Raw genomic sequence first — 13,556 nt, forward strand, 5'->3', positions numbered from 1 at the left:
CGGGCCAGTCTCAGCCCATATCCGCCGGAGCCGCGATACAGCCCGCAAGGGCGCTGGCGGCGGCAAGCGCGGGGCTCATCAAATGGGTGCGCCCGCCCCGTCCCTGCCGGTTTTCGAAATTACGGTTCGACGTCGCCGCGCAGCGTTCACCGGGCACGAGCCGGTCGGGGTTCATGCCCACGCACATCGAACAACCGGGTTCACGCCAGTCGAATCCGGCGGCGATCAGCGTGTCGGCGACGCCCTCCTCCTCGGCCTGCCGCTTGACCAGCCCTGACCCCGGCACGACCATGGCGCGGACATGATCCGCCACCCGGCGCCCGCGCACGATATCGGCGGCAACCCGCAAATCCTCGATCCGGCTGTTGGTACAACTGCCGATGAAAATGCGGTCGAGCCGCAGCCCCGCAATCGGCGCACCCGGCGCCAGATCCATATAGGCCAGCGCGCGCTCGGCCACGGCGCGGGCATGGGGGTCGGCAAAACTCGCAGGATCGGGAATGCGGCCATCCACCCCCACCACCTGTGACGGATTGGTGCCCCAGCTCACCATCGGCGCCACATCGGCGGCGTCGATCCGCACCGCGCGGTCGAACCGGGCGTCGGGGTCGCTGGCAAGGGCGCGCCAGCGTGCCAGCGCCGCGTCCCAGGCGGCGCCTGACGGGCTGGCAGGACGCCCACGCAAATAGGCAAAGGTCCGCTCATCAGGCGCAACCAGCCCCGCGCGCGCGCCCATTTCGATGCTGAGATTGCAAAGCGTCATCCGCCCTTCCATCGACAGCGCGGCGACAGCCGGCCCGGCATATTCGATGACATGGCCCGTGGCGCCATCGACGCCAATCGTCGCCAGCAGGTGCAGCGCCAGATCCTTGGCATGGACATGCGGCGGCAACTGGCCATCGACCCATATCCGCATATTGCGCGACTTGCGCTGACGGATCGTCTGGGTGGCAAGGACATGCTCCACTTCCGACGTGCCAATGCCAAAGGCGAGCGCGCCAAAAGCGCCATGGGTTGAGGTGTGGCTGTCGCCGCAAACGATGGTCATGCCCGGCTGTGATCGTCCCTGTTCGGGGCCGACGACATGGACGATGCCGCCGCGCGGATCGCCCATCGGATAAGCCTCTATGCCAAAGCGGCGTACATTGTCGGCGAGGGTTTGAAGCTGCGCGCGCGCCTGATCGTCGGCGACCCCCGCGGTTCCTTTCGCCTGCCCGCGCGTCGGAACATTATGGTCCGAAAGCGCAAGCGCGCGTTCGGGACGGAGCACCGCGCGCCCCGCCGCCCGCAAGCCCGCAAAAGCCTGCGGCGAGGTGACTTCGTGAAGCAGATGCAGGTCGATATAGAGCAGAGTCTCGCCATCATCCTCGGCAACGGCATGCGCCTCCCATATCCGGTCGTATAATGTTTTCGGATCGGCTCTCGTCATCCCGCCTGCGGCTCCGCTTCCCAATATGCTTAGAATGCTAACTTATAGGGAGAGCCGAAGGTATAGGGCAAGGCCTTTGTCCCTGCCCCTGCCCCGCCAATCTCCCAGCCCCACTCCTTGGGGGCGCTGATCCTAGAGGCGTCCCAGCGTTTCGCGGCGTGGCCCCAAATATCCGAAAAGATAGGCGGCGACCTTTCGCATCTGTATCTCTTCCGCCCCTTCGGTAATGCGATAGCGGCGATGGTGGCGATAGATATGCTCAAAGGGCTTGTGCCGCGAATAGCCGATGCCGCCATGCACCTGCATCGCGCGGTCGGCGGCCTTGCAGACGAGGCGGTTCGCCCAGTAATTGCACATGCTCACCTTGTCTGACAGGCGATGTTCGATCTCCCGGTGCGGTATCTGGTCCATGTCCCACGCCGTCTTGCGGATGAGCAGGCGCAGCATTTCGGCCTGTGTGGCAAGTTCAACCAGCGGAAACTGGATCGCCTGATTTTTGGCCAGCGCTTCGCCAAAGGGCTTGCGCGTCCGGGCATAGCGCACGCTTTCCTCGATGCAGTAAACCGCCGCGCCCAGCGACGAGGCCGCCTGGCGGATGCGGTTCTGGTGGACGAAGCTTTGCGCGATCGACAGCCCGCCGCCTTCCGGTCCCAGCCGCGCGCTGTCGGGCACCCAGACCCCGGTAAAGCTGACGCGCGGATGATCGGTGGGCATGTTGAAAGTCCACAGATATTCCTCGATTTTGAGCCCCGGAGAAGGATTGGGGACGAGCAGGCAGCTAATGCCCTTCGCCTCGCCATCTGCGCCGCTGGTGCGGCAAAAGGTCGCGCAATGGGTGGCGGCGTGCATCCCCGTCGTCCACATTTTCTCGCCATCGATGCGCCAGCCCGGCACGCCATCGCGCGTCTCGGGCACCGCGCGGGTTTTCATATGGGTGGCGTCCGATCCATGCTCGGGTTCGGTCAGGCCAAAGGCGGTGCGGCGCGTGCCTTCAAAGCCGCCGAGGATGAACTCGGCCTTTTGCGCGTCGCTGATGCCAAATTGTTCGAACATTTCGACAAAGGGGAAATTGCCGACAATGCTGTGCTCATTTTGCAGATCATTATGCAGGCCCAGCCCCTTGGCGGCAAAATGCTCGCGGATGACCGCCATCCACAAATTGCTGCCGCCGCGCCCGCCATATTTTTCAGGTGCGGAAAAGCGCCAGTGGCCCGCCGCATCGGCCCGGCGCGTCGCCTCGCGCAGCAGCGCCTCCCACTCCTCGCGCGGCAGACCCTGATTGTCCCAGTCGGTCCGGCTATGCTCGCGCCGATGGTCGAAAAAGCGGATATTGTCATCCGCGGCCTCAAGCGGCTTGATCTCGGTCTCGATAAAGGTGTCGAGTTCCTCAAGATAGGCCTGAAGCTCGGCGGGAATGCTGAAGTCCATAAATCCCCCTCTTATCTTTCCCATTGCGCGCGGGCCCACTGTGCGCGGGCACGAGCGAGCGCGGCATATTTGGGGCTGTCGACCGCACATTTGTCGAGCGCGGCGCGGCGGAGGCGACCCAGCAACCCCGGCTCGGCGAGGCTGCGCGCGCCGCTGAGCAGATCATCGGCCAGCGCACGATCCTCGGCGCGGACGGCAGCGTCGAGGTCGCGCATGACGATACCGAGCGCATTCATTGCGACGACCACCTCGAATTTCGCATGGCCTTCGGCGTCGCGCTTGATCGACTGATCGAGCCAGTCGCGTACCGCTGACAGAATTTCGCCATTGGTCGGCTCCCCCGCGGGTGATCCGGAGGGAGATAGCGAGGGCGGCAGGGGCTGCATTTTCTCTGCATCCGGAGCGTCATTTTCCAGCAGCGCAAGCAGGTCCAGCTCCTGTTCGGCGGTGCGGCGCCCGATCACGACACGCTCGACGGTGCGATCGGCGCCGCTGCGCCACATCTGCCCCATTTGCAGGCAGCCCAGCGCCCACCAGAGCGTGCGATAAACGAGCCAGTAATGGAAACGGTCGCGATCGACCGGGGCGCCGCCCGCTGCTTCATAAGCGGCAAAATAGTCATCAAGACTGCCAAGCCCCAGCGCGGGCCGGTCGAGCATACCAAAGCGCCAGACGGTCATGCATCCAAAGGCCAGATCCTCATGACGGTCGCCGCGATGCGCCAGTTCCCAGTCGAGCACCGCGCGCAGCCCTTCCGGCCCGACCATCATATTACCCATGCGATAATCACCATGGACCAGCACCGGATCGACCGGCGCGGGCCGATGCGCCTCGCACCAGCGGATTGCAAGCGCAATGATCGGCCGGTCGCCGCCATAGCTTTCAAATTGTGCCTTCAGCGCCGCCAACGCATCGCCATAGTCCATCACCGGAATGGCATCGGGAAGGGCGGACGCCGGCAGGGCATGGATCCGCGCCAGTTCGCGGCCCATATCGGCAAGCAAAGTCGGCGGCGGATCGGCCAATATCTTTGCAGGCGCGACCTCGCCCATGATCCGCCGCATGACATAGCCGGTGCCCAGCCCGTCGCCCTCTTCCAGCACGCCGACCACCTCCGGCGCCATCACCCCGCCTGCACGCGCGGTGCGGACCAGCGCGGCCTCTGTTTCATGGCCAAAGGGGCGGTCCGCCATATATTTGGCCGAGGGCGCGCGGCGCAGCACAAAGCCCCCGCCTGCCCAGTCAAAGGACCAGCTTTCCATATTGGCGCCGCCCGACAGCCGCGCCAGACCGGCCACCTCCCCCGGCCCCGCAAGGCGTGTCATCAGGGCAGCGAGCTTATGGTCAAAATCGTTCATGGCATCCCATGGAGCCGCTTCGCCCCGCCCATATCTCTCCCCCTTCTCCATTGCCGCTTTAATACTTAGTATGCTAATTACATAGAGCAAGCCCGATCATGGGGCAATGGGGGAGAAAGGCCAATTTTTGGAAATCACCGCTTTTGATCGCCCGGCCGGGCAGGGGATGGCGAGACAAGCGCCGCCCCTCATTTCCTTGACAGCATATGCGAGCGAGCAGGCATGAACCTTATCTGGCTGCCCGCCGCGCTGATGGGCGGGCTGTTTCAGGCGTGGCGCACCGCAAGTCAGGAACGGCTGCGCGGCACGATGAGCGTCAGCGGCGCGGGGCTGGTGCGCTATCTCTATGGCCTGCCCTTTGCCCTGCTGTTCGCGGGTCTGTGGCTCGGATGGCACGCGACGCCGCTTCCGGCGTTGACCGCCGCCTTCCTCGCGCTGGCGGCGGCCGGGGGCCTCTGCCAGATGATCGGCACCCTCTGCCTGATCCTTGCCTTTTCGCATCGCGGCTTCGTGGTCGGCACTGCCTTTTCCAAGACCGAGGCGATTCAGGCCGCCCTTTTTACGGCACTTTTCTTCCGGCAGAATTTTTCACTCCTGGTCTGGACGGGCATCGGGCTGGGGGTCCTGGGGGTGCTGACCCTCGCCTTGGGAGGACAGGGGATGAAGGCGCGTCACATCTGGCCGGCGATGCGCCAGCCCGCCGCCCTCTATGGGCTGGGTGCGGGCGCCATGTTTGCCTTCGCCGCCATCGCCATCAAATTTGCGACCGCACAGCTTTCGGGGGTCGATCTGGTCGGATCAGCGCTGGTCACGCTGGTCGTGGTGATGGCGATGCAAAGCGCGCTGCACATCGGCTGGGCGGCGGCGCGTGACCGTGCAACATTGATCGCGGTGCTGCGTCAATATCGCCCCTCGGCAGAAATCGGCCTCTTGTCGGCGCTTGGCTCGGCCTGCTGGTATGTCGGGTTTGCCGCTGCCCCCGCCGCGCTGGTGCGGATCGTCGGGCAGGTCGAGGTGATCTTCACCATCGCTTTTGCCCATTTCTATCTGCGCCAGCCTGTCCGCTGGCACGAAGCTCAGGGGTTGGCGCTGGTGGCGACCGGCGTATTGCTTGCGCTGGCCGCCAGCCTTTAGTCCGGATCCGGATCCGGGTCCGCGTCGTCCAGCGTCAGGGGATTGGGCATGGTGGCAAGATCATCGACATAAATCTGCACCGCGTCCCCGGTCAGGGTGGATTTGAACAGCACCGCCCCCTGATTGTCGCTCATCACGATGCGCGGATACTGGTTTCCGGCATTGCCGACATTGATCGCCTGCTCTTCTTTCAGCGAATAGAAATCGGAATTGAAGCGGTTGACGAAAATCCCCTTGGCCGCCGCGCTCCAGCACAGCAGAAATTCCGCCGGCCCCTCGTCCGGGGCCACAGCGCAGACAAAAGGAAAAGAACAGCTGTTCAAAGCCTCATTCAACCGGATCGGCGCCAATATTTCTCCCTCTGGTCCAGTAACGGGCTGCGCTTTCCAGCTTTCTCCCGACCGGAATAGTTGCAGCTTTTCGCCATAGATATAATCGCTCGCACCAACGAAAACGAGCATGATACGGTTATTCACCGGATCGAAAGCCGTGTGAAATTTCTTGAGGCTGCTGTCGGAATAGCTGGTGAGCAAGGTCACGGTTGAATTGCCTGCCTGCGGCGCCCCTATCCGATAAAAGTTTATCTTCGACGCCGCTTCCTGAAGCGCGACGATGACGCCATCGCCATGGTTCATCAGGACGATATTCACGTCGGTCGCCAAATTGGCTTCCACGGCTCCATAGGCTTTCAGAAATGTGCCGTGCAGCCGATCCGTGACCATGATCGGATAGGAAGCGGTTGCGAAACCATGACGCCGAAACCACAGCCCCTGCAACTGCTTGTCCGCCTGACTGATCCAGCAGGCAAAAATCAGGTCCTTTTCCGGGTTATGGATGATGCGGGGACAGACATATTCACCGTCGGACTGGCTGACCTGAATTTCGGGGTAGCAGGCGGCGATGCCGCGCTGGGTCACATCATATTCACGGGCATAGATGCGGTTTTGCCCCGAAGGATATTCGCTTGCCCAGGTCGCTATAAATTCATCGGTACCTTTTACGGTGGTCGCTGACACATCCTTTTGAATCCTTTCCGAATAGACCGTCATGCGGTCCATCGGAAAACGCACCCCCTTGCCCGTACGCAACCGGCCCAAAATCATGCGGGTATGAGGTGCAGCTGCCGAAGAGAAAAAGCCGACAAGATGGGCGCTTAACTCGGTACTGATCGCCGTACCAAAGGTTTCATGCCCCGTCCCGTCGTAAAAAATGTCGAGCCCGCGGCCCCAATTACTGTTCATGAAATACTCCCTGGCTGAAGGGCGATAGAAAAGTCAGTCCTCCAAGGAGGGGCGGCTGTGGCGCCGCCCCTTCCAGGTCAATCGTTCGCTGGGGCGGTCGCACCATCATCCTCGACCGTTCGCTCGAAAAAGACGTTGACCGATGCCACGTTGGACAGCACGCCCTCGCTGCGCAGCGTGACGCCGTCGATATGGGTCGAATGAAACATGAAGGCGATCTGGTTTTCGCTCGCCGCCAACTCACCGGGCCCGCACACCGCGCCGCGATTCACCTCCTTCTCTCGACCCAAGCGATTGAAAAACATATCAAATTTTGAGAAGTACACAGGGTCCACCCGGGGACCGGGGACTGGAGTCGGGGGGACTTCGCACCAGGACACCAGAAATTCATGCTCTCCATTTTTTTCGGAAAGAATAATGATGTTCGGGGTCCGCATATTTTTGGCGTGCATGTTCAATTGCACGGGAGCGAGAATATGCCCCCCTCTTCCCCGACTGGGGCGCGCATACCATCGACCCCGTCGATTAAACACGCGCAGCCGCATTCCCAATACGCCGTTCACGCCTCCTGTCGGGGCAATGAATACCAGCATGATATGGCTGCTCAGAGGATCGTAAACAGCCGCAAAACGCCCCATTGAAGCATGTGAATAGGAAAGCATGAGGTTAACCGCCGATCCGCCCATCACAGGCCGCCCGACGCGGAAGAAATTGATCTTCGAGGCGGCTTCCTGAAGGGCGACGATGACGCCATCGCCATGGTTCATCAGGACGATGCGCTGCGTCACATTTTCATCAATTTCGGCCGTGTAATTCAGGAAATTCGTATAAAGCGCCGAAGTGATAGTGACCGGGTAGCTCGCAGCAGAAAATGTGTTGCCATTCAGGGACATCCATATTCCCTGCAAGGTCTTTTCCTTTATGCTGATCCAGCAGGCAAAGAAAAGCTGCGCCTCTTCATTATAGATAATGCGCGGGCAGATATAATGATTATCTGATCCACTAAGCTGTTGCTCGGAATTGAAATATTGGATGCCTTGGCGTCCATCCACCATATATTTTCGGACATAAATGCGGTAATTGCCCCCCTGCTGATTGCTCGACCAAATGCCGGCAAAGTCATTGCTCTCCGGTATGGGAGCGGGTTGGAAATCCTTGTCGATCCCTGGAGCCTGGGGGGTCAATACGGTGGGCGGCAGGGTGAGCCCGGTCGCGCTGTGCACTCGTCCATAAATGCGTCGGTTGCTCCCTTCAATCGATTGATACACACCAACCAAATGTTGGTTTGCGCTGGTTTTGTCGCAATGTTTCAGCAAATTGCGGTAGGTGTCATCGAAGAGGATATTCAGCCCGGGCAACCAATAGGTATTTCCCGACTGCACGTCCGCCACGACAGCCTGTCGCTCGATGAGCTGGCTCTCGAAGCTCAGCCCCGCGAAACGCGGCTCGACACATTGATTTTGGTAGCAAACTCCATAGGCTTTAGGCGTGGCAACAGTGCGGTGATTTCCCGGAAAAGACAGGCTATCGACGGAATATTCCGTGCTGGTCGGTTCGAAATTGGGCGTAAATTCGGCAAAGCGCACACTTGTTTCCCCTTCCCAGGAAACAAGATAGGTCCCCTCCCCGCCCGCATCCGAAGGGATGTGGGAAATTTCGGGGCGATAATATTTCCCTGGCCGCACATTCAGCTGCACAAATTGAGGCAATGCCGGAAAGGCAAAGGAAACGGCATCTTCTTCGGCGGCATTTCCGGTGAAAATGGGCTGCGAATAGCCCAGAACAGGCTGTTGCCCATCGCGGACCGAATAGACCGAGAAACAGGTCACCAGCCGCGAACGGACCGGATCATAAAGGGTGGCATGATAGCCGATATCGTCATGCGCGACCGAATAAAGCCGTTGATAGCCCACGGCGCCCCCCTGTTCCGGAGGGCTCAGCCGATAGGTTTCGATATGCCCCATATCGTTGACCAGCTGGAGGAAGGCACCCCCCGCATAGTCGGGAACGAGCGTCAGGTTGCGCGCGAACTGCCGCTCCTCGGGCGTGCTGTAAGAGGCCGAAACCTTTACATCCATCTCGGTTACCCGCGATGTGGGCTCGAGGCTGTTGATATCCAGCGTGGCGAGACAGAAGCTCCACGGAAGGTCGCTTCGGGCATCGACACAGGCGAAGTAGAAATGATCGCCCGACGGAACCAGTCGCACCATCAAGGGGGCGATGACATTGGGGAAGGAGATTGGCAGGGGGTCGGAAATTGTAACCCCTTTCTTCCCTTCCTCGACGCGGGCGAAATAGGCTTCATGCCGTCCGTTGGTTTTATAGAACCAGACGACCGCCAGAATATTATAATCAGGGTCGGTGACCAGATTGGCGCTAAGGATACGGCGCCCTTTCTGATTTTCGGCCACCACCAGATCGGTAAAGGTCTGATCCGTATCATGGTGGCGCAGCACAAGCTCGTCGCCATCGACATTATATTTGTGGATATAGAGGAAAGCGGGCGCGTTTTTTACAAGCCCCTCATCAAGAGCTTCGAAGAAATCGCGACCATGAAGCAGTTCCGATCCCGGAGCCTCATACAAAATTTCCTCGTCTTCTTCCTCCTCCCCCCCATGCTCATCGCCTTCGTCGGGGCCGCAGGGAGGCAATGCGTCTGCCCTGGCGCCTCCCTTGTTCTTGTCGGCACCATGACCGCGGGGGCCGGTTTCCTTGGAAAATTTAGACATTGTCATTCCCTTCATTCAGCATGTTGAAATTTCTGAAAAAAATGGGGGATACGCCGCGCGACGATCAGATGATCGAGACGCGATATTCATTGGACCGCGGCTCCAGTCCCGCGACATCCTGCACCTGGTAGCGGTGCAGCCCTCCCCCTTGTGCGGCCATGATCCGCGCCCAGATGCCGTTGGCATCGCAGGTTGCACGAAGCGGCGGATTGCCGCTGGCAAAGATGACATATTGCGTTCCCGGCGTGCCGGTGCCGCGGATATAGAGAGTCGAGACCATGGTGCGGCCACCGTTGGGAACGACCTTTCCGTCGGCATCGCGCTCCCGAACTTCGGCAATGGCGCTCGGCGTCCAGTCGAGATCGATATGGTAGGAGCGTTCCGGAAACAGGACCGCGCTGCCCTCGTCGGACCTTTTATCGAACGCCACCTTGAACTCGATGTCGAGATCGCTGTCATCGCGCAGCCCCTTGAGATCCGAAAGCGACGCCGGGCGTGCAATACCGGTCCCTACCTCGGCGCTAGCCACCGGGGCATCGAGCAGCAACTCGTCCAGATAAGGGGTGCCATCCGCCTTGATCCCGCGCAGACGCATCCAGACGCGCTGGCCCGCCGCAATCAAGGGCCAGGGGGCGACTGTCACATCGGGGTCGCCGGTGAGCGTGGAGACCCGCAGATCATCGCCCACCGCTTGGGGGATACGCGGGCGAGGAAGCGCCTCGACCGGCAACTCTCCGACGGCCAGATCAAGCTCGTCCGAAGAGCGGCTTACCCCGTCGCGATTGACCATATAATGCACGGTCACGCCCTGCCCCAAGGCAAAGGCCGTCAGGGAAGTCGGAAGAGCGACAGCCAAAGCCTGCCCTCCGCCGACGGGAATGGGAGCCGTGGTGTAGGAAGCCTCCCACGGAGCGCCGGCAGGGCCAGTCCAGGTCACGCTGACGAGATCGCCTGCACCCATATCCGAATAGGTGATGATTGCGGTGAGGCTGGCCTGGGCGGCCAGCGGATCGAGTGTCGCACCATCCGCTTCATTGATTTTCGGCGCAGGAAGGTCAGCCGGGACCGATCCTATGTTAAGCAGCAGACGTTGGGACGAGCGAAGCGTATCATCGGATAGCACCGTGTAATAAGCGCGAACGCTGTGCCCATCATTGGCGGTGACATAATATTTATCGAGCGGAAACGGCACTTCGCGATGGCCCCAGCTTGTGCCAATCACAAAATGGTCGGAATAGCTGCTTTGAGCATCGCGGCCGTCCCAATAAAGATCGATACGGTCACCAGCAGCCATGCCCAAATAGGGAGGGACGCGCACAATCGTGCCGCTGGGCGGAACCGCATCGGGGTTCAGCCAATCGCCATCGGCATAATCAACCGTGGGTGCGTTGAGGCTCGCTTCACCCAGAATTTGCAGCGCGGAATGAGGCGATTCCATCAAACTGCCCGTGACCGGCTGCACCATATAATAAAGATCGAGCGAGCCACCGGCGAGCAGGCTTACCTCTGCCGAAGGAACGATGAAGCTGATGATTTTACCGTGATTATTGCCGGTAACGACAGCCGATGCGCGGTACAGTGTCGGTGAGCCGCTGGCGCTCGTTCCCTGCCACCACAACAGAATCTCGTCTCCCGTCGACATGCTGTCCCAGGGAAGAATATCGACCGTCGCGCCTTCCTGCGTGGCCGCAGGGTCGAGCACCCCGCCCGATGCTTCGCGAACAGTGGGCGGCGCGAGGACAGGCTGTAGCTCTCCCTTGACCTCTACCGAGACGCGCCGCGAAGGGCGTACCGGTCCCCCGGCCGCGGGATGGACATGATAGCGCACAACGGCATGCCCCTGCGCGATGGCGCGCACGAGGCTGTTGCGAATGAAAAAGGTCAGAAAAGAGGTGCCCGGGGCCACCTCCATTTCCTGAATATCGTCAACGGGCTTGCCGTCAAACGCCACCCCCGCCCAGACGAGCTGGACGCGGTCGCCCGTTGCCATTTCCGGATAAGCAAGAACGAGGACCGATACGTCGCGTCCATCCAGCGCATCAAGGTCGATCACCCCACCAGGCGCATCGACCACAAGGGGCGCTGGCAGGCTGCCCCCGCCCGCCTCAACAGCGACCGTGGATTTTACCGACCAGAGCGACCAATTATTCACCTCGTCGCGTATTTCATAGCGCACGACAATTGCGTCGCCGTCCCCGCCGGCGATGATCGTATCGCGGTCGATGAACAGCTTGACCGGCTCTCCAACGACCAACGGATCGGTAACGCGCAGACGCTGCGTCCCCCAGGAAAGGGTCAGCCGGTCTCTTTCCGTCATGTTCAGCCAGGGCGGAATGGTGACAATGACACCCTTCTCCGCTTGCTCTTCGTCGATCACCTCATCGGGAATCTGAGGCGGGGCAAGATTTTCATTTTGATAGGGAGTGGCAGGATCGCTGTCCGGGCCGCCGGGGATGGAAAATTTGACCAGGACCCACGCCTCGGGCGACTTTTCCGGCGCCCCGCCAAAAGCAGAGACTACCTCGTAAAAGACCCTGGTCAGGCCTTCGGATGCAATGGCCGATACCGGAACATCGAGAGTGAAGATGGATACGCCAAGATTATCGACCGTATAATGGGCCACAGGCATGTTGGGATCGCCCCAAAAAAGGCTGATCTGATCGCCCTCCACCACATGTCGGTAAGGAATGACCAAGACCTTCACGCTTTTCGTGGGATCAAAGACGTCTGCCCAGCCGATTCCTCCATTGATTTCGGCTAGCGGAATCTGGGGGATGAGAAGATCCAAAGACCGCCCGGGCCGCCTATAGGAAAAAGCAGGCCGACGACCCGAAATATTGACCACGTCATAGCGCATAAATATTTCCTCTGTTGATTAGGGAAACACGGCATGGGGCACCGAGCCCACCCGAAGCGGCGCGGAGAGCGGGCGACGTCCGGCCAATCGGTCGTCCACAGAAGGCAGCTGCCGTCGCTCGCCCTTTCGTGGGCAACGCGAAGCTTCGTGACTGGAAAAGGCCTTTGTTCATGATCCTGCCCCTTCTTCTGCTCGCGGGCGGATGCCACGCGAATTGGTAGGGACTATTTGCCTTCCCCGGCGGATTGGCCACGCAGGTTGCATCCGGAGCGGACGGGATATTGATCCTTGAGGAATTTCCAGCCCGCCCAGGCATCCGGGGCCTCGGCAACATCGACGTGGTGGCAGGCCGACAGGCGCCGGAATCCCGAACGGCGGCAGCACCGCGGCTGGATCACTCCAGTCTCACCTGAATTTCCTCCAATGCCGATACAGCCGCCACCGCGCCGGCGAAGCGAAGAGCAAGGATCGACGACTCGCTACGGAATTTTCCTTCGCTGACAGGCGCAAGGGGGTTGGCGCGGCCGTCCGGCTCCATTTGCGAAGCCTTGCGCTGTATCTGTCGAACGATGCTTGTCATCGCCCCGACACGCTGATACAGGCGCCGTCCATTGCCGCTTTAGCTCAGTTGGTAGAGCACATCATTCGTAATGATGGGGTCACAGGTTCGAGTCCTGTAAGCGGCACCATTTTCCTGAAATCCCCCTGTGCAGAACAGCCCGACTAGCCCATGCGTTGCTGGGCGGGAAAACCGCGGCGCGCGCGGGCGCCCTTCCGCAACCATTATGACGCGACCAGACCCCGGCCGCCCGGAGCGGTGGGTCGTTGATATGTGCAGGAAAAAATGGTGCCAGAAGAGGACTAACGCCCCAGCACCTGAAAACCGTAGAAAACCTATGGCTTTTCAGACCACACCTGTAACAGTTGGTATATCCACATGTAACAGCTGACGCAAGCAGGAAGCGGCGTTGATACGCTTCCTGCCCGCGACGGCTAAGCGAAAGGCAACTCAAACGCCGCTGCGGTCTATTTGCCGACGAAGCCCGACGCCAGAACGCCTATCATGTCGGCTATATCGGGATGCAGATCATAACCAACGATGGCGCGCTTGCCGTAGCCCACGACGCCCGGCTTCCTGCCGTCCTTACACGCAAACCTGCCAGATTTACCGTCCACTAGTATCGCGCGCGCAAATACAGCTATGTTCGTAGGCAGAGCTTCGCGCTCCTTTCCTACTTGATACGTTCCGTTGATCCGGTCGGGGTATCGATAGTCCCCGTCAGTATCAATCAAAGCAAAGCGCGTGTCATATTTCATATTTGCCTCCTTAACGGTGTGAGGCGAAACCATCTACCGGTACAAGGCCGCAATGACCAATGG

The 13,556-nt window shown here is 60.4% G+C and carries 10 protein-coding genes and 1 tRNA gene; 3 read left to right on the plus strand and 8 right to left on the minus strand.

What is annotated here, in order from left to right; genetic code table 11:
* Positions 1-10 precede the first annotated feature (10 nt).
* From leuC to JV18_RS0113385, 3 genes are all read right to left on the minus strand, one after another.
* On the minus strand, positions 11-1,429 hold the full coding sequence (gene leuC / locus JV18_RS0113375; protein WP_033075472.1) for a 3-isopropylmalate dehydratase large subunit: 1,419 nt from the start codon (positions 1,427-1,429) through the stop codon (positions 11-13).
* A 132-nt stretch (positions 1,430-1,561) separates the two neighbouring features.
* Positions 1,562-2,857 (minus strand): acyl-CoA dehydrogenase family protein, encoded by a 1,296-nt coding sequence (locus JV18_RS0113380; protein WP_033075473.1) that lies wholly within the window; start codon positions 2,855-2,857, stop codon positions 1,562-1,564.
* An 11-nt stretch (positions 2,858-2,868) separates the two neighbouring features.
* Positions 2,869-4,215, minus strand: coding sequence for a phosphotransferase family protein (locus JV18_RS0113385; RefSeq protein ID WP_033075474.1), 1,347 nt, complete (start codon positions 4,213-4,215; stop codon positions 2,869-2,871).
* Between the two features lie 222 nt (positions 4,216-4,437).
* Between JV18_RS0113385 and JV18_RS0113390 the strand changes: the two genes are divergently transcribed.
* Positions 4,438-5,349 (plus strand): EamA family transporter, encoded by a 912-nt coding sequence (locus JV18_RS0113390; protein ID WP_033075475.1) that lies wholly within the window; start codon positions 4,438-4,440, stop codon positions 5,347-5,349.
* Here JV18_RS0113390 and JV18_RS0113395 read toward each other — a convergent pair.
* Together JV18_RS0113395 and JV18_RS0113400 are read right to left on the minus strand one after the other, a co-directional pair.
* Complete coding sequence (locus JV18_RS0113395; protein ID WP_033075476.1) at positions 5,346-6,590, minus strand: hypothetical protein; 1,245 nt, start codon at positions 6,588-6,590, stop codon at positions 5,346-5,348. The genes JV18_RS0113390 and JV18_RS0113395 overlap by 4 nt on opposite strands.
* A 77-nt stretch (positions 6,591-6,667) precedes the next feature.
* On the minus strand, positions 6,668-8,800 hold the full coding sequence (locus JV18_RS0113400) for a hypothetical protein (protein ID WP_144243979.1): 2,133 nt from the start codon (positions 8,798-8,800) through the stop codon (positions 6,668-6,670).
* Here JV18_RS0113400 and JV18_RS15275 point away from each other — a divergent pair.
* Complete coding sequence (locus JV18_RS15275) at positions 8,771-9,346, plus strand: hypothetical protein (RefSeq protein WP_144243980.1); 576 nt, start codon at positions 8,771-8,773, stop codon at positions 9,344-9,346. The genes JV18_RS0113400 and JV18_RS15275 overlap by 30 nt on opposite strands.
* A gap of 37 nt (positions 9,347-9,383) precedes the next feature.
* On the opposite strand, the gene JV18_RS0113405 is transcribed toward JV18_RS15275, so the two are convergent.
* Positions 9,384-12,023: a hypothetical protein gene (locus JV18_RS0113405; RefSeq protein WP_144243981.1), complete on the minus strand. Its 2,640-nt coding sequence runs from the start codon at positions 12,021-12,023 to the stop codon at positions 9,384-9,386.
* A gap of 547 nt (positions 12,024-12,570) precedes the next feature.
* Positions 12,571-12,714 carry a hypothetical protein gene (locus JV18_RS15450; RefSeq protein WP_235303490.1) on the minus strand — a complete coding sequence of 48 codons (144 nt, stop codon included), beginning with the start codon at positions 12,712-12,714 and terminating at the stop codon, positions 12,571-12,573.
* 75 nt (positions 12,715-12,789) lie between these two features.
* On the opposite strand from JV18_RS15450, the gene JV18_RS0113415 reads away from it, so the two are divergent.
* Positions 12,790-12,865 (plus strand) — tRNA-Thr (locus JV18_RS0113415).
* Positions 12,866-13,202: 337 nt separating this feature from the next.
* Here JV18_RS0113415 and JV18_RS0113420 read toward each other — a convergent pair.
* Complete coding sequence (locus tag JV18_RS0113420) at positions 13,203-13,493, minus strand: hypothetical protein (RefSeq protein ID WP_033075480.1); 291 nt, start codon at positions 13,491-13,493, stop codon at positions 13,203-13,205.
* Positions 13,494-13,556 lie beyond the last annotated feature (63 nt).

It is taken from the genome of Sphingopyxis sp. MWB1, assembly GCF_000763945.1.
In the GTDB taxonomy this organism is placed as follows: Bacteria; Pseudomonadota; Alphaproteobacteria; order Sphingomonadales; family Sphingomonadaceae; genus Sphingopyxis.

Bases quoted from the DNA above. Each gene is read 5' to 3' on its own strand.
- JV18_RS0113400 (WP_144243979.1), bottom strand. From the start codon at position 8,800: ATGGTGCGACTGGTTCCGTCGGGCGATCATTTCTACTTCGCCTGTGTC.
- JV18_RS0113395 (WP_033075476.1), bottom strand. From the start codon at position 6,590: ATGAACAGTAATTGGGGCCGCGGGCTCGACATTTTTTACGACGGGACG.
- JV18_RS0113385 (WP_033075474.1), bottom strand. From the start codon at position 4,215: ATGAACGATTTTGACCATAAGCTCGCTGCCCTGATGACACGCCTTGCG.
- JV18_RS0113380 (WP_033075473.1), bottom strand. From the start codon at position 2,857: ATGGACTTCAGCATTCCCGCCGAGCTTCAGGCCTATCTTGAGGAACTC.
- JV18_RS0113420 (WP_033075480.1), bottom strand. From the start codon at position 13,493: ATGAAATATGACACGCGCTTTGCTTTGATTGATACTGACGGGGACTAT.
- JV18_RS0113390 (WP_033075475.1), top strand. From the start codon at position 4,438: ATGAACCTTATCTGGCTGCCCGCCGCGCTGATGGGCGGGCTGTTTCAG.
- JV18_RS15275 (WP_144243980.1), top strand. From the start codon at position 8,771: ATGATCGCCCGACGGAACCAGTCGCACCATCAAGGGGGCGATGACATT.
- leuC (WP_033075472.1), bottom strand. From the start codon at position 1,429: ATGACGAGAGCCGATCCGAAAACATTATACGACCGGATATGGGAGGCG.
- JV18_RS15450 (WP_235303490.1), bottom strand. From the start codon at position 12,714: ATGGAGCCGGACGGCCGCGCCAACCCCCTTGCGCCTGTCAGCGAAGGA.